Raw genomic sequence first — 22,424 nt, 5'->3', positions numbered from 1 at the left:
CCAGATGAACAGGAGGAGTTCAAATGAAATATCGTAGACTTGGCAAGACAGAGCTGGAGGTGTCCGTGGTTGGCATCGGAACCTGGCAGTTTGGAGGAGAATGGGGAATCCAGTTCGATCAGAAGGATGTGGATTCCATTCTGGATAAGGGCAAGGAGCTTGGAATCAATCTGATTGATACGGCAGAATGCTATGGAGACCATCTCTCGGAATCGCTGATTGGAGATTATCTGTCCCGGCGCAAACGGGAGGACTGGATCGTAGCTACGAAGTTCGGACATCATTTCCATGAACGCTTTACCAGAACCGATGTATTTGGAGCGAAGGAAGTATTGGAGCAACTGGACAAGTCTCTTAAAGCACTGCGTACGGACTATATTGATATCTATCAATTCCACTCCGGTCCGGATGCGGTATTTGATAATGATGAACTGTGGACGGTACTGGACAAGCAGAAGCAGGCCGGGAAAATTCGCCATTTGGGCACTTCCATCGGGAACAATGATAACCTTCACCAGACGGATGCTTCGACCAAGGTCGGCTCCGAGGTCATCCAGGTTGTCTATAATCGATTGGATCGCGTTCCTGAGCAGCGGGTATTTCCGTCCTGTGAACGCCAGGATCTGGGCGTATTCGCACGGGTTCCGCTGGCAAGCGGTTATCTAAGCGGCAAATATAAGCCGGGCGCTGTATTCGATAGCACGGATGTCCGCCACCGGCATGACCCTGAGGCAACTCGCCGCAAGCTGGAAGAGGTGGAACGCATCGCTCAGACCGAGGTTCCGGAAGGCGTAGACATGGCTCAGTGGGCCTTGGCCTGGTGTCTTCGTCACCCGGCGGTCACCGCTGTCATTCCGGGCTGCAAGAATCCGGCTCAAGTCGAGGCCAATGCAGCTGCGGTTCAGCTTTAATATTAGAGGGGGAGTTAAGCGGGGCGACTCGGAAAATAGTTAAACGTAAGAGGGCGAGTTAGATGGGGCAACGTGTGAAGGGTTGCTGCGATCACCCTTCACACTTATGCCCTGATCGCTTCGCCTTTGCAGTTCAACGGCAATGCAGTTTGCACATAGCTGAACCATAAGCCGCATTGCAATAATTGCACTGCTATTAACTTACCTCCCAGCATACAAGCAGGAGATTAAGCGCATCCCTTGGGCTAAGCGCGAACGGCAGCTTGCGCGATGGCTTATACACGATGCCAATGACCTACCGCGCCTAAAGTTGCGCCTCCGCCTCACGACGCTCCGGTCTTGCGCCGAAACTTTGCCTGTTCTGCCAGTACTCAAATTTTCCTTCAAACTTTACTTGTCCACTGCCATTCTAGGTCTTGCTCCGAACTTCAATCGCCCCCAAGACGATATGAGCACCTCATTCCCTCATTCTGCTCATGCTCATCCGGTCGCGATTCAGTGAAATTCCTTCCCTTAAAATCTTCATTCGACACTCGAACCCACCTTTAGTGAAAAAACTTCCCTTAGATCGCCAGTAACTAGCCAAACCCGCGTTTTAGTCAACTTTAAGTACAAAAAATTCACTATATTCGCATTTCTATCATTTTCACTGAATTTAAGGTAACTTTTTTCATTACATGCGTAATAGTCATATTTTCATGTAGTCGACCGATCCCGTCATACTGCGAAACACCGCGTGCTGGAAGCTGCGCTCGGGTGCGAGGTGTACTCATGCGTACTTGGTCGGTATTTTGCAGAATCTCCGGGAATAGCCTTGCTTTGCGGATTTGTGAAAATCGGGGCATCCCAATGATGACCCGGAGTTGGACTGTTTGTAATGCATCAGGCATCAAGATGCTATGCTGAATGAACGAGCCTGTAGACTAGGCAAGTGACACTGGTGCATTCTGCCATGCCTCAGACTTGCGGAGGGGCGTGTGGAGCTACCTAAGTGCATTCGGCGGCGCAATACAATGCCGATCTAAAGTGCTGCGTAAAAGGGTATAAGTGTGAAGGTTGCTGCAGAAACGGAGTGTTCGCCTTTGTGAGCGGATTTCTTCCTTGTTATGGCTTAGTAAATCAAGGAATCCGCGAACAACAGCGATCGAAGGCAACCTTCACACGTTACCCCCAGCACGCAGAATCATTGATCGCTTTATATCGGCTATTGGCTGTTGCTGCTCACTTGCAAGAAACTGCAACGAATGGAGCACTGGGATTATCTTCTGAATGCTCCTTTTCCGCAGAATAACGGGAAAATTGTCGAACCATATTACCTTTTATAACTATATATGCAATATTATGATAAATTTAAACATAATCACTAAAAAACTATTGATTTTTTACATAATTCATATTGACGAATCGAAAATACACGAATATAATTCCATATATATACATCATATTCTAGATTCTGGATGAAGAGTTTTGAGGCCAATATGCGAGATTCCGGGGGTGATAGCCATTTGATTTCCACAACCACGATTCGCGCAGAAATTGAAGATCACATCAAGCAGAGGGGGACAACCCTTCATCAGTTTGCGGAACTTGCGGAAGTGAATGTCGGAACCTTAAGCGGCATTATCAGTGGAAATCGACCAATTTCAGTAGGACAGTTGGATCGAATCACCACAGTTATGGGGTTTCCGGAAGGGCATTTCTACGATTTGTATGTCAATGAATGCCTGATTCCACCCGGTGCCCATTGGCGGCGTCTTAGACCTTTTTTGCTTCGATGCGCCGAGCTGGAGAGATACGACTGTCTCAAGCAAGTGTTGAACTGTTTGTTGGAGGACTTGAAGCAAATTGGCGGTATTTATGATACGGCCGAGATGATGTTCAGCGAAGGCTGGAAGCAAGCCGCTTCTCTTTTGTATGAAAGCGTCATCGAATGCGAGAGATCCAATCACTCCGAACGGCTGGCTATGAGCTACTTCAGGCTGTATCAAATTTTTCAGAACGACGTCATTAAAGGATTCAAGGCTGCGATGCAATTTTTGCCTTACAGGTATCGCGTGCCTGAAGCTATCTCTCTGGATGGCTTGCTGATGCTGACCGAGACTTATGCAGTCAGGCTGGATTGGGCAGAGGTTGAGAATTATGCCTGTGAACTTAGGACGTTGGCCAGAGTGATGTATGATAAGAAAATATGGAAAGACCCCGAATTCACCCCTGTGAAATCGCTCGTCTATTACTATGGGAAAGCCGCATTATATATTGCTGGTGCCTATGAGTATCGGGGACGATACGAGGAATCCCGAAAATGGATTGACGAGTATGCAGATCTGAGTTGGTTTGAAGGCTTGGATGAGGCGGGGAAAGCAGAGATTGAACAACTAAAAATCTTTGCAAGGGCAAACTTTATTTGCTTGGATATCAAATCCGGCAATCGCTCAAGAATTCCGGAATATATTGAATTTTTGGAGCAGCATCCGGATGAGATTGTTGAAGGATTGATTACTTTAGTAGAGTCGGCAAATCGCCATCATTTTTTTGTCGATGATGCCATCACTAGATTTTCAAGCCAGATTGAGAAATACCGGCTTACCGGCAAGGATCGTTGGCTATCCAGCAGATTGAGTACAGATGATAACACCAAGGCACCTCCTTACTATTTCAGATACTCTGTCTTTTTTCAGGATTATGCCCTGTATAATTTCAGAAAAGGTCTGTTTCGGGAAGGGATTAAGGATATTTTATACAGCATGAGAGTGTCCCTAAAATTGAGCAGCAAGGATCTACTTACTAATAGCATGGCGATCTTTGAGCTTTACAGACAGTATGCTTCAGAGGCACAGTGCAAGGAATATTCTAAACTTTGTAGAGAGGTGTGGGAAAATGAAAAAGAAAATATCTTGGGTGGTTTCGGCTTCGCTTATGTTTAGTTTCGCGGTAGTAGGTTCGAATGTTATTACAACTTTTATGCATGGTTGGGGCTAAGCAGTTCAGTTAATCAAATAAGCTTGAGAATGGGATTGGCAACCAGCCAATCCCATTTCCTTCCTATCAGAAAAGGTTTGATTTCAAAATTTGGGATATTTTATCAGTTGCAAAATGTTTCAATATGCAGTTTTTAGCAACAATGACTAATATATTCATAGGGTGAGAAACTTATGAATAATAAGGAGCATATGAAGATGACTATTGAGAAGGAGCGACAGAAGCTCAATCAATTGGCTGAGCAATACGGGGTTCGCCATAAAGCTGTTCTTCATCAATCCATGCTGTTGGATACATTAATTAATAAATACAATAAGATCAAATATGATGATTTAAAAAGAAAGCAGCCGATTGCATGAGAAAACAATTAATCATTCTTAATGGATATCGAAGGGAATACTAACAAGAGCCGTGCCTATATGAGGACATGGCTCTTGTTATTTTTATTATACAATAATTTTGTTATAATGATAGAATAACAAAACAATAACAAAGATATAAGATAGTTATTATTTCACCAGAAGGAGCTGCTTTATAAGATGCTAGAGCTTAAGTTGAAGGATTGGCAATTTAGAGCATGTGATGAATCGAGATGGTATCCGGCGATTGTGCCTGGAAATGTGCATACGGATCTGCTGCGGAATGGACTCATTCCTGATCCGTTCTTTGGGACGAATGAGCATGATCTGCAATGGATTGATAAGAAGGATTGGGAATATGAGACGGTCCTTTCACTTCCTCCGGCTTGGCAGGAGCAGGAACGGGTGGAGCTTTCCTTCGACGGGTTGGACACCTATGCAGATGTCTATGTGAACGGGACTCGAGTGTTGTCGGCCGACAACATGTTTCGTGCCTGGTCGGTTCCGGTGAAGGATGTTCTTCAGGCTGGAGATAACACGATCAGGATCAGATTCCGCTCTCCGGTAAATGAGGATCTGCCCAAATTGGAGGCGCTGGGTTATAGTCTTCCGGCGGCGAATGACCAATCCGAATTGGGCGGTCTCGGCGATCGCCGGGTTAGCGTTTTTGCCCGTAAAGCGCCCTATCATTATGGTTGGGACTGGGGCCCGCGCTTCGTGACTAGCGGGATCTGGAGAGAAGCAAGGCTGGAGGCGTGGTCAGGTCCGAGAATAACAGATTTATTTATCCGGCAAAATGAGATTTCATCTGAGAAGGCTCGGTTGACAGCGATTGTGGAAGTGGATGTGACAGCTGATTGGCAAGGCGCGCTTGAGATTCGAACGGAAGAACTCAACTGGAAGAAGGAGCTTGCTTTGAATTCGGGGATTCAGACCGTTGAAGTGGAGCTTGAGATTAGCGAACCGCGTCTGTGGTGGTGCAACGGTCTTGGAAGTCCGGAACGTTATACATTTGAAGCAAGCTTGAAGCAGGATGCAAAGGAGATTGCTGCTCGTTCCGTAACAACTGGGCTGCGCTCGATCAAGCTGGTACGGGAGAAGGATGAGACGGGGGTCTCGTTCCGTTTTGAATTAAATGGAGTCGCCGTCTTTGCCAAGGGAGCCAATCATATTCCTAACGACAGCTTCATTCCCGATGTCACGGAAGCCCGTTATCGCCGGGAGATTGAATCTGCAGTTCGCTCCAATATGAACATGCTTCGCATTTGGGGCGGGGGATTTTATGAGGAGAATATTTTCTACGAGCTGTGTGATGAGCACGGCATTCTGGTCTGGCAAGACTTTATGTTTGCCTGCAGCATGTACCCTGGTGATGAAGATTTCCTCCGGAGTATAAAGGGCGAAGCGGAATATAATGTGGTTCGCCTGCGCAATCATCCTTGTATTGCTCTTTGGTGCGGTAACAATGAGATCGATTCGGCTTGGGCTCATTATGTGGAAGACGGCGGCTGGGGCTGGAAGAAGGACTATACTTTAGAGCAACGGGAGAAAATCTGGGCTGATTATGAAGCTATATTCCATGATCTGCTTCCAGAGGTAGTAGAACGTCTTGGCGGAGGGATTGATTACTGGCCATCATCGCCAATCCGGGAAGTAACCGGGGATCAGCGGCAGCATGCGACTACGGTAACCGGAGAAGGAGACATTCATTATTGGGGAGTATGGCATGCGGTAGAGCCCTTCTCCAATTATAACGAGCGTGTCGGACGCTTTATGAGCGAATATGGCTTCCAGTCGTTCCCTGAGCTGTCTTCGGTCCTGAAATACGCAGACCGGGATCAGCTTGAGCTGGAGTCGAAGGTGATGCTTGCTCATCAGAAGAACGGCCAAGGGAATCGGCTGATCAAGCAATATATGGATCAATATTTGCCGGAGCCGAAAGACTTTATTTCTTTTCTGTATATGAGCCAGGTGCTTCAGGCAGAGGCGATCCAGACGGCAATTGAGGCCCATCGGAAGCGCAAGCCCTATTGCATGGGTACCTTGTACTGGCAGATGAATGATTGCTGGCCGGTTGCATCCTGGGCAGGGATTGATTACTACGGAAGATGGAAGTCCCTGCAATACACCGTGCGGCGCGGATTTGCAGAAGTGATTTTATCTGTGGACAGCGATGTGAACGGAGAAATTAAGGTGCATGCGGTATCAGACCGTCAAAGCCCGGTACAAGGGGAACTGAAGCTGGCTCTATATGATCTTAATGGGGAACTGCTTGCATCGAGAGCGCAATCCATTACAATGCCGGCCGATTCTGCACGGATAATCTGTACGCTGCCGGCCTCTGACCTGTTAGGCGGGGCAGATCCGAAATCGGTTATCCTGCTCGCTACACTTGAAGAGAACGGTGCCGAGATTGCCAAGGCGCATGCTTACTTTGCCCCAGGCCGTGACATTTCCTGGCCTAAACCCTCGGTGACCATTCGGGAGGAAGCAGGCAGCGAGGGAACTCGTTATATCGTTGAGACAACGGCTGTGGCTAGACAGGTCTGGCTGCATACGGAGACGGAAGGGATTTTCTCTGACAATTACTTTGATCTGATTCCGGGCCTTCCGGTCACGGTTGAATTCTATCGAAGCGAAAAGAGCGGCGGCCCGATTTATCGTCCTGGTACTGCAGGAGAAGTGACAGTTACATCGATGTGTGATTATATTGTTTGATCGAATAGAATAGATGCAATATTGCATCCCTGGCGCAAACGGGGTATCCTTGAAACTGTAAATTTTCCTAGAGAAGAGTTGATGTTTCAGATGTTGAGAGTTTTCCGTACCTCCCGCCAGGGAGTCTTTTTCTATACATGGCTTGTCCTGATTCTGAAAATAGCCCTATTGCAGCATTTTATGTTTGGCGGGCTACATGGCCGAGGCATGCTGGCAGAAGGGCTGTCGGTGCTCGCTTTGCTTTGTCTAGTTGAGCTGCTGCTTCCGGTTCGGAGGTTCCGGCTTGTATTTGGGATTGTAAATGCCATCTATTCTTTCATGCTGTTTGCTGTCACCTTATATTTTGCTCATTTTGGTACGGTGCCCACTTATGCGGTGCTCAGCGGCCTTAACCAGATTCCGCAGGTGAGAGCAAGTGTGAACGCCTTGATTCGTCCGGAGCAATTTCTTTATTTTTCGGATTTTGCGCTGTGGGCGCTATATGGACTGATATTGGCGGTTACCGCCGGTTGGAGAAGAAGGAGAAGGACGCTCAGCTTCCGGACAGACCGTCGTGGATCACACGGAACAAGTACCCGCTGGAAGGTGATTATTGCTTCCCTGCTGGTGCTGTCCCTTGGGGGTTCAGGTCTGTTCCTGTCCTCCGGTAAGGGCATCGATAATGAACTGGTTCGGGCGCAATCGATCGGATTTCTCAATTTTCAGGGAGACGCCCTGTTAAGAAATCAGGAGGAAGAGCGGATGATTGCGGAAGGAAACCTGCAGGAGGTAGCACAGGAGATTCATCATCTTCAGGCGAGCTATCCTTATGTGAAGTCGGATGGAGCAGAGGCGTCCTATTTCGGAGCTGCTCAAAACAGGAATTTGATCGTCATTCAGATGGAGTCCTTCCAGAACTTCCCGATTCATTTGAAAGTAGGGGAGACCGAAATAACACCGGTATTGAACAAGCTGGCGGATGAAGGCTTTTATTTTCCAAAGATCTATCAACAGATCGGTCCGGGCAACACCTCCGATGCGGAATTCATGTCTAACACCTCGATCTATCCGACGGCTTCCGTGGCGATGTCCACCGGCTTTGGAAGCCGGGAGCTTCCGAGTCTGCCGCGTCTTTTGCAAGAGAAGGGCTATGCGACGACGACATTCCATATCAACGATGTGACCTTCTGGGACCGCAACAGGCTGTATCCTGCGCTGGGTTTTGATAAGTATTTTGATAAGCCGGCCTTTACGAATGATCATTTTAATGACTTCGGAGCCTCGGATGAAGAAATGTACCGGGTTGGCGTAGAGGAGCTCAAGCAGCTCGATCAGGCAGGAACTGCCTTCTATGCCCAGTTTGTAACGACTTCCAGCCATTCACCGTTTATTGTGCCGGAGGATAAGGTTCAGCTTCAACTTCCGGACAACCTGAAGGGGACTAATCTGGGCAATTATTTGACCGCAGTAAATTATACGGATTATGCGATCGGACAACTGATCGAACGGCTTAAGGCGGAGGGCATGTGGGAGCGGACGATGCTCGTTGTGTATGGGGATCACTTTGGACTGCAGCCTAGCGAGACGAGTGCGGCCGAGATCACGGAGAAGCTCGGAATTCCATACGATGACCGGGTTAGCCGCTTTAATATTCCATTTATTGCGCATATTCCAGGCAGGCAGGGTGGAGTAGTCTCTCAAGTGACGGGCGGACAAGTGGATTTGCTGCCTACCATGGCAGGCTTGCTGGGGATTTCGCTGGAGCAGGAATCCTTCACTGCCTTAGGCCAGGATTTGCTGAGCATCGGGCAGAATGTGATCGGGATGCGGTATTATTTGCCGACCGGTTCGTTCTTTAACAATGAGGTTATGTTTATTCCGGGTCAGGGCTTTGAGGATGGGACCGCGGTATCTCTGGATACACTGGAGCCGGTCACCGATCTTTCCGCCTATCGAAATGATTATGAATACGTGCTTCAGTTAATGAAGCTGTCGGACGAGTATGTAAAGCTGCTCCCGAAACGGAAATAGTTCTCACTATAGGGGAATTGGGACGAATTTCGTTTATACGGCGGGTATTTGGTTTAATCATGTTGAAGCGGCTCCGTAAAATAAGCTTCGCACATTAGAAACTTTTTCCCTTGCCGCCGCGTCTGTAATGACAATAGGATTTATACTGATCCATCATATTAGGGAGGATGAAACTGTGAAAAAAATCGGAATAACTTTTTTGGCTGTTATTCTAGCTCTGCCTATGCTTCTTCAAGCCCCGCTTTCAGCGTCGGCTGCGACAGCCATTAGCATTTACATCGATGGTGCGAGACTGTCGACTGATCAGGCTCCGGTAGCCGTGCAAGGACGTGTACTGCTGCCATTACGGGCCATATTTGAAGGCCTCGGTTCGACGGTGGACTGGAACCAGTCCAAGCAGACGGTAACGGCAACGAAGGGCAATACGACCGTTGTGCTGAAGATGAAGTCAAGAACGGCAACGATTAATAATCAGACGGTATCGCTGGATGTTCCTGCCCAAGCGATTGGCGGAAGAACTATGGTTCCTGTCCGCTTCGTGAGTGAAGCTCTTGGAGCTACAGTGAACTGGAATTCCTCCTCGAGGTCGGTCACTATTTTCTCCGGATCCGGCGGAACAGATACCTCCAGCTTAAAAGCTGCGCAGTATGTAACACTCCGGGATGTGGCCAATACGGGAGACGGCCGCGACCTGCAGGTCAGCTTCTCTCGTTCGACAACCGAATCGCTGGTGGATCACTACCGCTTGTTGATTGTAAAGGCATCGAATGCATCTGCATTCAACCTGACTGCGGCGCTGAAGGTTGGCTCGGCAAATTACACAACTGTACAACCGAACAACACCGATCAGGCAGTCACGCTGTCCTCGTCAGCCCGTGATGTGGACGGAGCGCTGATTCAATCGAATCAGGCTTATGTAGGTTATGTATTAACAGTAGGGAAAGGCACTTACGGCAGCGCACTATCAACGTCTTCTAACTCGTTAACGTTGGATACAGGTATTTCCGTCTCGGCGGTGACAAATGTACGAATCAACGACGTTAGCGATTATGCGGATGGACGCGATGCGGCAGTAACATTCACTCGTGCATCGAATGAGAGCAACATTTCTGAATACCGTGTATTTTTGGTGAAAACAAAGGATGCAAGCAGCTTCAGCCTGTCTCGGGCAAACTCGCTGTCGAATCAGTACTACACCACGGTTAGCAAGACATCAAGCAGCGGATCGACACTGACCGGAACCTTTTCCGCGTCATCAAGAGACACTGCCGGCGACCTGATCAAGAACAATGTGGCCTATACGGCATTCGTTCTGTCGGTCAGCAATACAAGCTTGGCTTCGAATAAGCTGTCAACAGCTTCCCCATCTGTAACTCTGGCTGCTGGTACCGTGGCAGCACCGGTCATTACGCTGGTGCAGGATATAACAGATTATGGAGATGGACGGGATTTGCGGGTTAGCTTCACGAAAATTGCTGATGAATCGAAGATCTCGGGATATCGGATCTTTGTCGTCAAAGCAAATGATTACAGCAACTTTACACTTGCCCGTGCCAATGCAGTATCTAGCTCCAATTATAAAGAAGTGAGCAAAACCGGATACAATCAGAGTGAAATCCTGTCCTCCAACGCGCGCGATGTAGATGGTGCTACAATTCGCAACGGAGTAAATTACCGTGTGTTCGTTATGGCGGTTGGCAGCGGCGCTTACACCGGAAGCAATGCATTATCGTATGCTTCCAATCTGATTACACTTATGAATAACTACAGTGTTGGTGCCGTATCCAATCTGTATGCTAGCGATGTGAATGACTATAATGATGGCCGGGATTTGTTCGTATCCTTCAAACGGGCTTCGGATGAATCGAATATTAGCCATTACCGGATCATGGTGGTGAAGGCTGCCAACGCAAACAGCTTTACGCTAGCCAAGGCCATTAACGTATCCGGCAGCAACTATATCCAGGCAAGTGTAGGACGGGATTTCAGCGATGTGCTTCCTTCCGGTGCGCGCGATGTAGATGGCGCGAAGATCCAGACCGGAGTGAGCTACCGTGTGTTTGTACTATCCGTCGGTAGAGGAAGCTATACTGGCGAGTATACCTTGTCCGAATCCTCTTCGACCGTTGTATTGACTAACAATTTCAGCGTGGGTACGGTGAGTGGACTGACTGCTGCGGATATCGGTGATTACGGTGACGGAAGAGATCTTCAAGTTCAGTTCTATCGCGCCACAGAAGAATCGAATATCAGTCAGTACCGCGTGTATGTTGTAAAGGCATCGAAGACATTAACAACTGCGCAGGCAATAGATAACAGATATTATGAAACAGTAAGCAAATCAGGCAGTACGAATCCATTGACAGCGGCCTTTGGCTATTCTTCAAGAGATACTGACGGAGATACTATTCAAAATAATACGGCCTATCGTGTCTATGTACTTTCTCTGGGCAGCGGCAGTTACGCCGGTAGTAATGCATTATCTAACCCGGCATTGATTACGCTGACTGACAGCTCTTTAGTGCAGGCTGTTACGAATGTAACTGCGATAACGGATACGAGCACAGGCCAAGCAAGTGATATTAAGGTAAGCTTCACGAAGCCGGCTAATGAAACAAATATTGACCATTATCGGATTTTAGTTGTTCCAGCTGAACAAGTAAATAACTTCAATTTGTCCAGTGCGAATAACGTTATGGCCGGTAATTACACGCCAGTTGCTGCAACCGGCAATAATGTGTCCAATCAGCCGGTACAAAGCCAGGATGCCTTCGGTGCAACGATTGAAGCTAATAAGACTTACCAGGTCTTTGTCCTGTCTGTAGGGAAATCAGGTTATACCAGTGCACTATCCGCACCAACTGCTCAATTCAAGATCAGTCCAGCCCCTGTCGAACCGGCAGAGACCGAGACTAACGGTGGCGCGACAAGCCCTGACAACGTCTGAGCAAATAAATAAGAAGTAGAGAAAAAGGTGTCCCGAAGTCATCGTAGATGATTAGGGACACCTTTTTCAATGTGAGGTTACGCCGTGCGTTGCGAAATAAGTGCCGAAAGGCATTAAAATTGCTGGTGTGAGTGCTTATGCGACGAGCGTGGGTGCTCGTGAGGCGATTATAATCGGAATGTCACTAAAGCTACGAGGCCTGCCAATGGTAAGCTTGGTGCTTTTAACTATGGCTTAAGAAGATAATAAGGAATACATAAGGTTGGAACGAATCCGAGCTTCTGGGCTAATTGGTAGGAGCCCTCATTCTCCCTACGGCAGGCCCAGACCGGTTCAAGGTGATGCTCCAGACAATAATGGATCAGCGCAATGCTGGCCTGGATAGCGTAGCCGTTACCCCGAGCCTCTTTGACGGTCTCGATTCCAATCTCCAGACAATTCTCCACCCGATAAGCGGAGAAGGCCGCGGATACCGGACGGCCCTGTTGCAGGACGCAAAATCCGGCTCCCGCAGCAACGAACTGATCGGCGTTCTTCCAGAAGTGGCGGGGAACCACCGCTCCATCGAATTCATGGAAGAGCTTCTCGTCAATAGCTACAATCTCGCATTGAATCGAACTGCTTTGGTCTACTAAGCTCTGAAAAAAAGCACGATTAAACGTAAAGTTGACCCGGGTATTCTCCTCGACTGGGCCATCCTCGGCAAGACGCCGAAGCAGAACGTTCCATGAATCAGGGTAAACCTGCAGCCATTCCCGTTCTACCCGCTGTTTGTGTTCATTTCCGAGATACCCGGTCAAGGCTTCCAGAAATTCAGGGGTATGACTCTCGCCGCACAAGAGTGACATGCCGTAGGCCGATTGGATGTAGCAGGCTTCCGGATGCTCCAGTTGATCAACAAATACCCGGCCTGGGCTTAACCCTTGAAGCACAGCTTGGGCAAACCAGGTGTTGAACGGCACCTGCTTCAGAAGCGCGGTTGCCTGACTATAGTCTTCCGCCTTTAGCTCAATCAATTTCAATTACCTCCAGTCGTCCATGGCAGATCAGAATGTCTGTCTGAGAGAACTATCTATTATATTTAGCAAAGATTATGGTTCGTGCTTTCGTCTTCCAGCATCCGAGTCATCGCCGTGCAATCTACCGGTCGACTATAATAATAGCCTTGAATTTGATCACATTCATTTTCCCGCAAAAATTGGAGCTGCTGTTCTGTCTCCACGCCTTCTGCGAGGACGGTCAAGCCCAAGGACTTGCCAAGCTGAATGATTGAACGGAGCAGCAAGCTGTCGCGCTGTGAGTGCGGGGTATTCTGTATGAAGGTCCGGTCAATCTTCAAAATCTGCAAGGGCAGTTCTTTTAAGTAAAAAATCGAGGAGTAGCCTGTTCCGAAATCGTCAATGGACAAGTTTATGCCGCGCCCTTTTAAGGAATCCAGCCGGTCCTTGATTAGCGCAGGCTCGTTGAGCAGCGATTCCGTAACCTCAAGCTCAAGAAATTCCGGAGCCAGTCCGGTCTTCTCCAGTACAGTCCCCACGGTCTGTACAAACTGCGGATGCTTGAATTGGACGGCGGATACATTGACGGAGATAGGCAGCTTCGGCAGTCCCTGATCCTGCCAGCGCTTATTGGTTCGGCAGGCCTCCCACAGCACCCATTCGCCAAGCTCGACAATGAAGCCGCATTCTTCGGCAACCGGAATGAAGGAAGCGGGAGAGATCATTCCTTCCTCCGGATCATTCCAGCGCAGCAAAGCCTCCATCCCGATAATCTCCATCGTGACCGCATGGATCTTCGGCTGGTAAAAGAGCTCGAATTCTCCTTCGGCAAGCGCGCGCGGCAGCCTCTTCTCCATATTTACCCGTTCGTTCAGCTTGTCCATTAAGTAATAGTCAAAATAATGAGGGTTGCTTATATTTTCGGTCTTGGCTTCTTTCATGGCGAGCTCCGCATGCTTCAGCAATAGGGAGACATCTGCCCCATCGTCCGGAAAGATGCTGATGCCCATAGCAAAACTGATGCTCATTTCATCGTCGGCCATGATAAACGGCTGCTTCAAAGAGTCGTATAATTTACTGGCTATAGTATGTATTTGAAGGGGATTGCTAATTTGATTGAGAAAAATAATGAATTCATCTGCAAAGCTGCGGCATACAAGCGCGTCTTCGTCGACCTCGCTGCTGATTCGCTCGGCTACGCCGATCAGCAATTCATTACCTGCGGCTTCTCCATAACTTTCATTTATGTAACGGAAGCGATTCAAGTTAACTCGTAACACAGCGCCGCTTCGATGTTCGTGTTCAAGGATAGCGAGATCCTCCTGCGCCGCTTCCTGAAACCGTCCCATATTCAAAAGTCCGGTAACAGGATCAAAGTAGGAGAGTTGACGGATCTGCTGTCTGGATTCCTGCTGCGCCTCAACCTCGTTCGTCACATCGAATTGGAGCCCGATGAAGTAAGCAGGCTTGTCTTCGGAATCATAGACAGGACTAATAATAAATTGGTTCCAAAAGGTTGTGCCGTCTTTCCGGTAATTTTTAATAGTTACCGTAGCGGCTTTTCCTTGTTTTATTGCATTTCTAATAACATCCAAGTGATCCTTATCGGTCTCTTCACCCTGGAGAAACCGTGAATTGCGCATTATAACTTCTTCCTTGGTATAACCGGTGATCATCTCAAAGCCTTTATTCACGTAAACAAGCGGGTTGTCTTTAAGATTCGGATTGGTTACGGCAAGCCCGACGCCCATCAAATCGATGGAACGGAGCAATGCGGAAGAGTTGAGAATACTCTCAATTTGTGAGTAGTTGAGTTCCTTTTCCAATCTAAGACCCCCTGAAAATGAGACCGAATATGTATAATTCTGATGCTGTCCGGTATGGGAGTACATCTTTGTACCCATCATACATGCTGCTTCTTCAGGAAATCAAATGATACTTTTATGAAGTCAACCCGAAAAATGATACCTTGGATACGAAATCTGATGCCTTACCCTAGCAATCCATCCCAAGTACAATATTAGTGTGATAGGTGAAAGTGCTTTCAAATCAGAAATAGACAGCTTGGAGGTCAAAGGGGATGGACATACAACAGTCTTCACAGCCCACAGCCGCGATACAAACAAATACGCCGCCCGATAAGAGGCGGAAATGGCTGAGAAAGCTCTACACACAGCGGCATATTCAAATTATGGCGCTGCTCGGCATCGCGTGGATGATTATTTTTAACTACATTCCAATGTACGGCGTTGTTATTGCATTTAAGGACTATGACATTATCAGAACAATTTCAGAAGCTCCTTGGGTGGGGCTAGAGCATTTTAAAGAGTTTCTGGCTGATGAAAATTTCGGCTACGTTATGAGGAATACACTCGGGATCAGCTTGCTGAAGCTAGCGACATTCCCTCTTCCTATTATTTTTGCACTTTTCCTGAATGAGGTGCGTTCCCTACGATTCAAGAAGTCCATTCAGACGATTTCTTACCTGCCTCACTTCCTGTCCTGGGTTGTATTAGGCGGAATTTTAGCAACATGGCTCTCGGATATAGGGATCTTTAACAAGATCTTTATGGCATTGAATCTCATCGATCAGCCGATTTCGTTTTTGGCCGAGCCTAAATATTTCTGGACGATCGTCATTACCTCGGATATCTGGAAAGAGCTTGGTTGGTCCGCGATTATTTACTTGGCGGCGATTACGAGTATCTCTCCTGAAATGTATGAAGCGGCAAGAATTGATGGTGCCGGACGGTTCCAGCAAATGTGGTACGTTACGCTGCCGGCAATTAAAGCAACGATCAGCATCCTGTTTATTCTCGCCGTCAGCGGTGTGATGAATTCCAACTTTGACCAAATCTTGGTATTGCGAAATTCATTGAATGACAGCGCAAGTAACGTTATTGACTACTACGTATACTATACGGGACTTTCACAGGGCCGATTCTCCTATTCAACGGCTGTGGGATTGTTCAAGTCAGTTATCGCAATCACTTTGCTGCTGATAGCAAACCAAGTATCCAAAAAACTCAACGACACTTCGTTGTTTTAGGCAAAGGAGGATCCGCACATGTTTTTATCTAGCCGCAGAACAAAAGGCGAAGTTGTCTTCGATTTCGTTAATAATTTAGGGATGCTTCTGATCTGTTTTGTCACATTGTATCCCATTTGGTACGTACTGATTAATGCCTTCAATGATGGTAAGGATGCGATGCTGGGCGGTATTTATTGGTGGCCGCGGGTGTTCAGCCTTGAGAACTTTGAGGCGGTATTCGCTAACCCGGGGATCATGACCGCCATGGGGCTTACCATTGCGAAGACGATTCTTGGAGTAGTAGCACACGTATTTTTCACCGCCATGGTTGCTTATGCTTTCTCGCGCAGAGAGCTGATTGCAGGGCGCTTCTATATTATCATGGGAACGATCACGATGATCTTCTCCGGCGGTCTGATTCCAACTTACTTGCTGATTCGAGACTTAAACCTGCTAGATAACTTCTTGGTTTATATTATACCGGTACTGTTTAGCTTTTTTGATCTGATTATCTTCATGACCTTCTTCCGGGAAATTCCGGATGGTCTCGAGGAAGCGGGAAGAATCGACGGAGCCAACGACTGGACCATTTTCTTGAAAATTGTATTGCCAGTATCGATGCCCGTTATCGCTACGATTGCCCTATTCCACGGGGTATACCAATGGAATGACTACTTTGCAGGGATTATCTACGTGAATAAGGAATCACTGCAACCGATTCAGACCTTCTTGTACCGGGTCGTGGCTCAGTCCAGCTCTAACATTATGACCACAGCGGTTCAAGGAAGTGCGGTAACCAAGACGGTTACCTCGCAATCAATTAAGCTAGCAACCATGGTTGTTACAACAATGCCGATTGTGTTTGCTTATCCGTTCCTGCAACGTTATTTTGTTAAAGGAATGATGATCGGTTCCATCAAGGGCTAATTAGAAAGGCCCGAATACCTTCAGTAACTCCTCCGGGCCGCCTTGCGGCGGCTTTGGAGTTGCACATTATAGCACTACATTATATAAGTTCAGAAAAGGGGTAAAAAGCATGGGCATGAAAAGTAAGTCCAAAAAAATGATGATGCTTCTGATGGCATGTATCATGGTTCTTTCTCTGGCGGCATGTGGCAGCAACAGCAATAACACGGCCAAAACAGAAAACGCTAACAACGCAGCAACGACGGATACAAATACTCCGTCCGAGCCGGCTGCTACACCATCGGCTGATGAACCGGGCTGGAAATCCGACACTTCTCCAATTACGTTTGAATGGTACCTGAACTTTGCTTGGTTCCCTAACAAATGGGGCGTTGACCCGACATCCCAATATGTGACTAAAAAGACGGGTGTTAATATTGACTTCATCGTTCCAGCTGGTAACGAGAACGAAAAGTTAAACACACTGATTGCTTCCGGTAAACTGCCAGACTTCATTACGCTCGGCTGGTATGAAGATGGTGTGAAGAAAATGATCGAAGGCGGTCTCGTTGAGCCGCTGAACAAACTTGCTGAAGAATATGATCCGTACTTCTTCAAAGTGGCAGACCCTGACAAACTGGGCTGGTATACACAAGCAGACGGTAATGTATATGGATACCCTAACTCTTCCTCGTCCCCTAAAGACTACGAGAAATACGGAGACACTTATGTATCCAACCAAACATTCGTAGTTCGCAAGGACATCTATGAAGCCATCGGCAGCCCGGATATGCGGACTCCAGAAGGCTTTGTGGGAGCACTGAAGAAAGCTAAAGAAATGTTCCCGGAAATCGATGGGCAACCGATCATTCCACTTGGGTTGCATGAGTTCACTCAAACAGGCAACGACTCTCTGGAAGGCTACATTCAAAACTTCCTGGCTATTCCGAGAGAAAAAGACGGCAAGCTGTATAATCGTGAAACCGATCCTGAATATGTTCGCTGGTTGAAGACATTGCGCGATGCTAACGAGCAAGGCTTGCTGGCGAAGGATATCTTCATTGACAAGCGCGCTCAAATGGAAGAAAAAATCGTGCAGGGACGTTACTTTGCGATGTTGTACCAACGCACTGACTTTGCAGCTCAATTGGGTACGTTGTACCAACAGGATCCTAATAAGATCTACATTGCTGTAGACGGTCCTGCAAATACAAACCTGGATGCTCCAACACTTAACGGCCCAGCCATTTCCGGATGGACAGTAACTCTGATTTCCAAGGATGTTAAGGATAAAGAGCGTGCCATCAAGTTCCTGAGCTACCTGATGAGTGAAGAAGGACAGAAAGACCTTTACCTTGGAGAAAAAGGCGTAAGCTATGATACAATTGACGGCAAAGATCAATTCAAGCCAGAAGTATTTGATCTGATGAACACAGACCGTTCCGCGTTCGACAAGCAATACGGTTCCTCGTTCACCTTCTGGATGATGCAAGATACGAATATTACGTATCAATGGACTCCTCAATCGGTTGAGCCTTACAAACAGTTGGAAGATTGGACTCGTGGCAAGACGGTAAGTATCTCCGAATACAACGAAATCGATCCACTGGCTAACTCTGATGAGGGTATCATTCTGAGCAAGATCAAGGATCTGCGCGGCAAGACATTGCCTAAGCTCCTGATGGCTTCTTCCGAAGCAGAGTTCGACAAGATCTGGGCAGACTACATCAAGAAACAAGAAGATCTGGGACTCGCAAAAGTTGAGGCTTTCCAACAAACGAAATACGAAGAGAACAAAACGAAGCTCGGTATGTAAATATCAATTCTATAGTTCTTCCCAAAACGCCCGCGGTTCGCGGGCTTTTGGGTGTTTATTAAAAGGAGTTAGGTCCATGAAGAGAACCAAGCGCTCGATATCATTGTGGGATTCATTTAAATACTGGTTTGGACGCCGCTCCTTGCAGAGCCGCCTTATTGCTGCCTATATTTTTATTATTTTAGGACCCAGCGTCTTGGTGTCCTATTATTCCTTTGGATTGATTAATAATATGTACATACGTGACGCCAGAGAAAAGAATGAGTCCTTACTGGATATGGAAGAGCTCCATATTCAAACCCAGATCGAATCGATGGTCCGAGCAGTTCAGGTTGCTTACGATGATATCGATGTACAAGAGTATTTGTCCAATACAAATGAGCCTGATGCGGAAGAATTGGTTAATTTCAATAATAACGTCTTTAAAAGTTTGACACGTATCCAGTATTACAATCCGAATGTGGAGCATCTCCGTCTGTTCTCCAGCAGCAAAGTAACCGAGATCTGGCCGATCTTTTTCAGGGAAAGCCGTGTTGTCAATGAGCCTTGGTATCAAAAGGCCATCGAGATGAAGGGAATGGAATCGTGGTCTTTTCTATATAATGATGCGGACATCATCTATCGATATCATGGGCAGACCCCGGCGGAGACGCCTAAGGTGTCGTTGCTTCGTGAAATGAGTATTCCGAGGAATATTCATCATGTCGGGATGGTGCAGGTGGATATGTTGTTGGAAAAATTCAGTCCAAGGACATACTCCGTGATTCAAGACAGCCAGTCCCAAATGCTTATTGTGGATAACGAATTCCAAATTTTCACTCGGGCTCAGGATTCTTTCCTGGCTGCTAATCCCGAGATGAGCGCGGTCATTGAGGAAAGGCTGCAACAATATAAAGCTACAGGAAATTGGGATATCAATTACACGGAAAACGGAAACTCATTTCTTCTGCTGCATAAGCCGATTGAACGCATTAATGCAGATTTGCTGAATATCGTCTCGATGGACAGTGTACTAGAGGAAATATCACATACACGAAATATACTCATCGGTGCCAATATCGGGTTTATCACGCTCGTAACCCTGATTGCTTATGTTTCAAATGCATTTATTTTGAAAAACCTGCGTCTGCTGACCGAAGAGATGAAGAAGGTTCGCAGAGGGGAAACTTACAGTGGAATTGTTATTCGTGGCGGGGGCGAGGTCGGAGAATTGGCGCATCATTTCTCCAAGCTGATGAATACGATTAATACGTTGGTAGCCCAAGCTGTATACAAGCAGGCTCTAACCAAAGAAGCGGAACTCCGCACGCTGCATAATCAGATTGATGCGCATTTTCTGTACAATACCTTGGAGAATATAAAGATGCTAGCGGAGATCGAGAACCAGCGGGCAATATCAGACGCACTGACCTCGCTTGGCGGAATGATGAGATACAATTTTAAATGGTCTGGCGAGTATGTGAAGCTTTACGATGAGATTCGACATATCGAGAATTATACCGAGGTCATGAATATACGCTTTGATGAGCCGATCCAGCTTCAGCTGGATATTCCGGAAGAGTACATGGAGATGGAAATGCTAAAGATGTCCCTTCAGCCTATTGTTGAGAACGCCGTTAAACATGCCTGGACCGGAGAAGAGCCTGGAACAAGAGAGATCAAAATCCGGGTGGAGAGCCGGGAGCAGAATGCGGTACGGATGATCGTGACAGACAACGGCGTGGGGATTGAACAAGAGGTGCTGAAGGAGTTGAACCAGGAGCTGGAAATGGTCGGACTTACCGATAAGGTACCGAGAGGCTTCCGACCGGAGCCAAGCCCATATGGAATTGGCCTGAGCAATGTACAGGAGCGAATCCGACTTTTTTACGGTCAAGAATATGGTCTGAGCGTATTTAGTGAGCAAGGTGAATTTACACGAGTTGAGATGACTTTGCCGAAAGTGCTGTTAACAGGGAGGGTAGGCACGAATGACAAAACTGATGATCGTTGATGACGAAAAAAATATCCGTCTCGGACTTAAGACGATGATTGAACGTGAGTTCTCTGAGGAATTTGAATTGATTACCGCGGCCCAGGGGGCTGAAGCACTTGAATTATACCGGACTGAAGGAGCGGAAATTGTTGTGACCGATATCCGCATGCCGATCATGGATGGAATTACGCTGATTGAGCGGCTTGCTTCCGAACCATTGCCGAATGCCCAAGCCGGAAGACCGCTGGTTATTATCCTGAGCGGATATGAAGACTTTGAATACGCTAAAGCGGCTATCCGGTATCAAGCGGTAGATTATTTGCTGAAGCCGATTCGCAGGGACGAATTGTTCGGAGCGCTGCGTAAATGTAAGGATACTTTAACCAAGCGTTCCCAGATGGCCGAGCAGCTTTCTGTAACGGAGAGCTATCGGCAGCAGGTTCAGTCGGGAATTTTGCTTGACTTAATGCTGTTGAAGGACTTCACGGATGAGGAAGTAAAGCTGTGGAGCGCGGAAATAGGCTTTGACCGTTATATCTCACCATTCACTGTGGCGGTGCTGACTTATAAATACGAGGATGGCACCCGTATGAAGAAAGATGAGCTGAAGTCATTGGCCGAGCATATGTTTGAGAGTGTCAATGGTCAACTGAACGCTTGCCTGCTCGATCGGGAAGGAAGGGTTGTGCTGGTAGGCGGGCCGCAGTCTAAGTTTGCGGAACTGTCCAATCTGGCTGCCGAAAAGGAGCTTGACGGCCTGCTGATCGGAATCAGCAAAGAAGGAAGCCGGTTGGAGGACCTTGCCGAGTGTTACCGTCAGGCTGCCGAATCTCTTAGCTACACCTTTGTATTTCCGAAGACGCGCTTGATCTGGTTCAAAGAGCTGCCTGCGGAACGGCCTCGCTATAGTGTTCCGAAGGAGGATATCCGGAAGCTGGGTAATATCCTGGGCACAAATCAGGATAAGGATATCGGCCTGCTGCTCCATGAGATTTTCCGGATTGATCAACTGGCAGGGCTAGACATCGACTATTTATCCGCGGTTAGCAAACGAATTAACGAACAGGTCCTTGATGAGGTATTCCGGATGTACGGAGAGGCATCGGTGGAGGTCATCAAGCTCTACCGCAAAGTGGGAGATCTGTTCAACTTCCGTCATTTCCATGATTATTTTCGTTCGCTGGAGCAGCTGCTGTTCAGCCTGAACGAGTATATCAAGGAGATTCGTTCCGCACATAGCGAGAATGGGGACATGAAGGATGCGGTGGACTATATCGAGAACAACTATCATCGTCCCTTGAACATGGCCATTGTCAGCAACTATGTATCCTTGAATTATTCCTACTTCAGTGAGGCATTCAAGGCTTATACCGGCGAGAGCTTTGTCACTTATCTGAAGAGGGTCCGAATTCGTAAGGCAAAGGAACTGATCGGAACGGGCTCGCTCAAGCTGTCGGAGATCAGTGCAGCAGTCGGCTTTGAGAATACACGGCATTTTTCACGGGTGTTCAAGGAGCTGGAAGGTATTTCTCCCTTTGAATATCGCGGCAAGCTTTTTGTAGGCAATGAACGCTTTGGGGAACGCGAGGTACCAGAAGACGAATGAGCAGACCACGAAAATGCCGGTCTAGATAAGTTCAACTGATGAACATGCACTGGAGGCAACGTGTAAAGTGTTCTTACGATCACTGTTGTTCGCGAATTTCTTGGATTGAACTAGGCCATGTAAAGGAAGAAATCCGCTCTCAAGGGCGAACGCTGTCGAGCGTATGCT

13 protein-coding genes are annotated in these 22,424 nt (G+C 47.5%); 11 read left to right on the top strand and 2 right to left on the bottom strand.

Features of this window, described 5'->3' with window-relative positions:
• Positions 1-23: 23 nt before the first annotated feature.
• The 6 genes from KI362_RS05155 to KI362_RS05130 all read left to right on the top strand — a co-directional run bounded on the left by KI362_RS05155 (position 24) and on the right by KI362_RS05130 (position 11,924).
• Positions 24-911, top strand: coding sequence for an aldo/keto reductase (locus tag KI362_RS05155; RefSeq protein ID WP_301625399.1), 888 nt, complete (start codon positions 24-26; stop codon positions 909-911).
• 1,505 nt (positions 912-2,416) lie between these two features.
• Positions 2,417-3,835 (top strand): helix-turn-helix domain-containing protein, encoded by a 1,419-nt coding sequence (locus KI362_RS05150; protein ID WP_301625397.1) that lies wholly within the window; start codon positions 2,417-2,419, stop codon positions 3,833-3,835.
• Between the two features lie 252 nt (positions 3,836-4,087).
• Positions 4,088-4,249 (top strand): aspartyl-phosphate phosphatase Spo0E family protein, encoded by a 162-nt coding sequence (locus tag KI362_RS05145; RefSeq protein WP_233500767.1) that lies wholly within the window; start codon positions 4,088-4,090, stop codon positions 4,247-4,249.
• 180 nt (positions 4,250-4,429) lie between these two features.
• On the top strand, positions 4,430-6,967 hold the full coding sequence (locus tag KI362_RS05140; RefSeq protein ID WP_301625395.1) for a beta-mannosidase: 2,538 nt from the start codon (positions 4,430-4,432) through the stop codon (positions 6,965-6,967).
• Between the two features lie 81 nt (positions 6,968-7,048).
• The gene (locus KI362_RS05135; RefSeq protein ID WP_301625394.1) at positions 7,049-8,977 is read left to right on the top strand and encodes an LTA synthase family protein; all 1,929 of its coding nucleotides are present in this window, start codon (positions 7,049-7,051) and stop codon (positions 8,975-8,977) included.
• A 175-nt stretch (positions 8,978-9,152) separates the two neighbouring features.
• Positions 9,153-11,924: a copper amine oxidase N-terminal domain-containing protein gene (locus tag KI362_RS05130; protein ID WP_301625392.1), complete on the top strand. Its 2,772-nt coding sequence runs from the start codon at positions 9,153-9,155 to the stop codon at positions 11,922-11,924.
• A gap of 227 nt (positions 11,925-12,151) precedes the next feature.
• Here the strand turns inward: KI362_RS05130 and KI362_RS05125 are convergent, their stop codons facing one another.
• Positions 12,152-12,940 (bottom strand): GNAT family N-acetyltransferase, encoded by a 789-nt coding sequence (locus KI362_RS05125; RefSeq protein ID WP_301625390.1) that lies wholly within the window; start codon positions 12,938-12,940, stop codon positions 12,152-12,154.
• 65 nt (positions 12,941-13,005) lie between these two features.
• The gene (locus KI362_RS05120; RefSeq protein ID WP_301625389.1) at positions 13,006-14,748 is read right to left on the bottom strand and encodes a GGDEF domain-containing phosphodiesterase; all 1,743 of its coding nucleotides are present in this window, start codon (positions 14,746-14,748) and stop codon (positions 13,006-13,008) included.
• Positions 14,749-15,002: 254 nt separating this feature from the next.
• Between KI362_RS05120 and KI362_RS05115 the strand changes: the two genes are divergently transcribed.
• The 5 genes from KI362_RS05115 to KI362_RS05095 all read left to right on the top strand — a co-directional run bounded on the left by KI362_RS05115 (position 15,003) and on the right by KI362_RS05095 (position 22,256).
• Positions 15,003-15,971, top strand: a complete 969-nt coding sequence (locus KI362_RS05115) for an ABC transporter permease (RefSeq protein ID WP_044480497.1) — start codon at positions 15,003-15,005, stop codon at positions 15,969-15,971.
• An 18-nt stretch (positions 15,972-15,989) separates the two neighbouring features.
• Positions 15,990-16,880 carry a carbohydrate ABC transporter permease gene (locus tag KI362_RS05110; RefSeq protein ID WP_301625387.1) on the top strand — a complete coding sequence of 297 codons (891 nt, stop codon included), beginning with the start codon at positions 15,990-15,992 and terminating at the stop codon, positions 16,878-16,880.
• Between the two features lie 109 nt (positions 16,881-16,989).
• Positions 16,990-18,675: an extracellular solute-binding protein gene (locus KI362_RS05105; protein ID WP_044480495.1), complete on the top strand. Its 1,686-nt coding sequence runs from the start codon at positions 16,990-16,992 to the stop codon at positions 18,673-18,675.
• Positions 18,676-18,751: 76 nt separating this feature from the next.
• The gene (locus KI362_RS05100; protein ID WP_301625385.1) at positions 18,752-20,668 is read left to right on the top strand and encodes a sensor histidine kinase; all 1,917 of its coding nucleotides are present in this window, start codon (positions 18,752-18,754) and stop codon (positions 20,666-20,668) included.
• Positions 20,646-22,256, top strand: a complete 1,611-nt coding sequence (locus KI362_RS05095) for a response regulator (protein ID WP_301625384.1) — start codon at positions 20,646-20,648, stop codon at positions 22,254-22,256. Before KI362_RS05100 ends, KI362_RS05095 begins: the two co-directional genes overlap by 23 nt.
• Positions 22,257-22,424: the final 168 nt, after the last annotated feature.

The sequence above is a fragment of the Paenibacillus apis genome (genome assembly GCF_018333295.1).
Taxonomy (GTDB): Bacteria; Bacillota; Bacilli; order Paenibacillales; family Paenibacillaceae; genus Fontibacillus; species Fontibacillus antibioticophila.
Note: the sequence above shows the minus strand (reverse complement) of the source record. Positions and strands in the feature narration are given on the sequence as shown.

What these genes read in the sequence shown, in the direction of transcription:
- KI362_RS05155 (WP_301625399.1), top strand. Translation starts at nt 24, where the DNA reads ATGAAATATCGTAGACTTGGCAAGACAGAGCTGGAGGTGTCCGTGGTT.
- KI362_RS05145 (WP_233500767.1), top strand. Translation starts at nt 4,088, where the DNA reads ATGACTATTGAGAAGGAGCGACAGAAGCTCAATCAATTGGCTGAGCAA.
- KI362_RS05140 (WP_301625395.1), top strand. Translation starts at nt 4,430, where the DNA reads ATGCTAGAGCTTAAGTTGAAGGATTGGCAATTTAGAGCATGTGATGAA.
- KI362_RS05135 (WP_301625394.1), top strand. Translation starts at nt 7,049, where the DNA reads ATGTTTCAGATGTTGAGAGTTTTCCGTACCTCCCGCCAGGGAGTCTTT.
- KI362_RS05115 (WP_044480497.1), top strand. Translation starts at nt 15,003, where the DNA reads ATGGACATACAACAGTCTTCACAGCCCACAGCCGCGATACAAACAAAT.
- KI362_RS05110 (WP_301625387.1), top strand. Translation starts at nt 15,990, where the DNA reads ATGTTTTTATCTAGCCGCAGAACAAAAGGCGAAGTTGTCTTCGATTTC.
- KI362_RS05105 (WP_044480495.1), top strand. Translation starts at nt 16,990, where the DNA reads ATGGGCATGAAAAGTAAGTCCAAAAAAATGATGATGCTTCTGATGGCA.
- KI362_RS05100 (WP_301625385.1), top strand. Translation starts at nt 18,752, where the DNA reads ATGAAGAGAACCAAGCGCTCGATATCATTGTGGGATTCATTTAAATAC.
- KI362_RS05095 (WP_301625384.1), top strand. Translation starts at nt 20,646, where the DNA reads ATGACAAAACTGATGATCGTTGATGACGAAAAAAATATCCGTCTCGGA.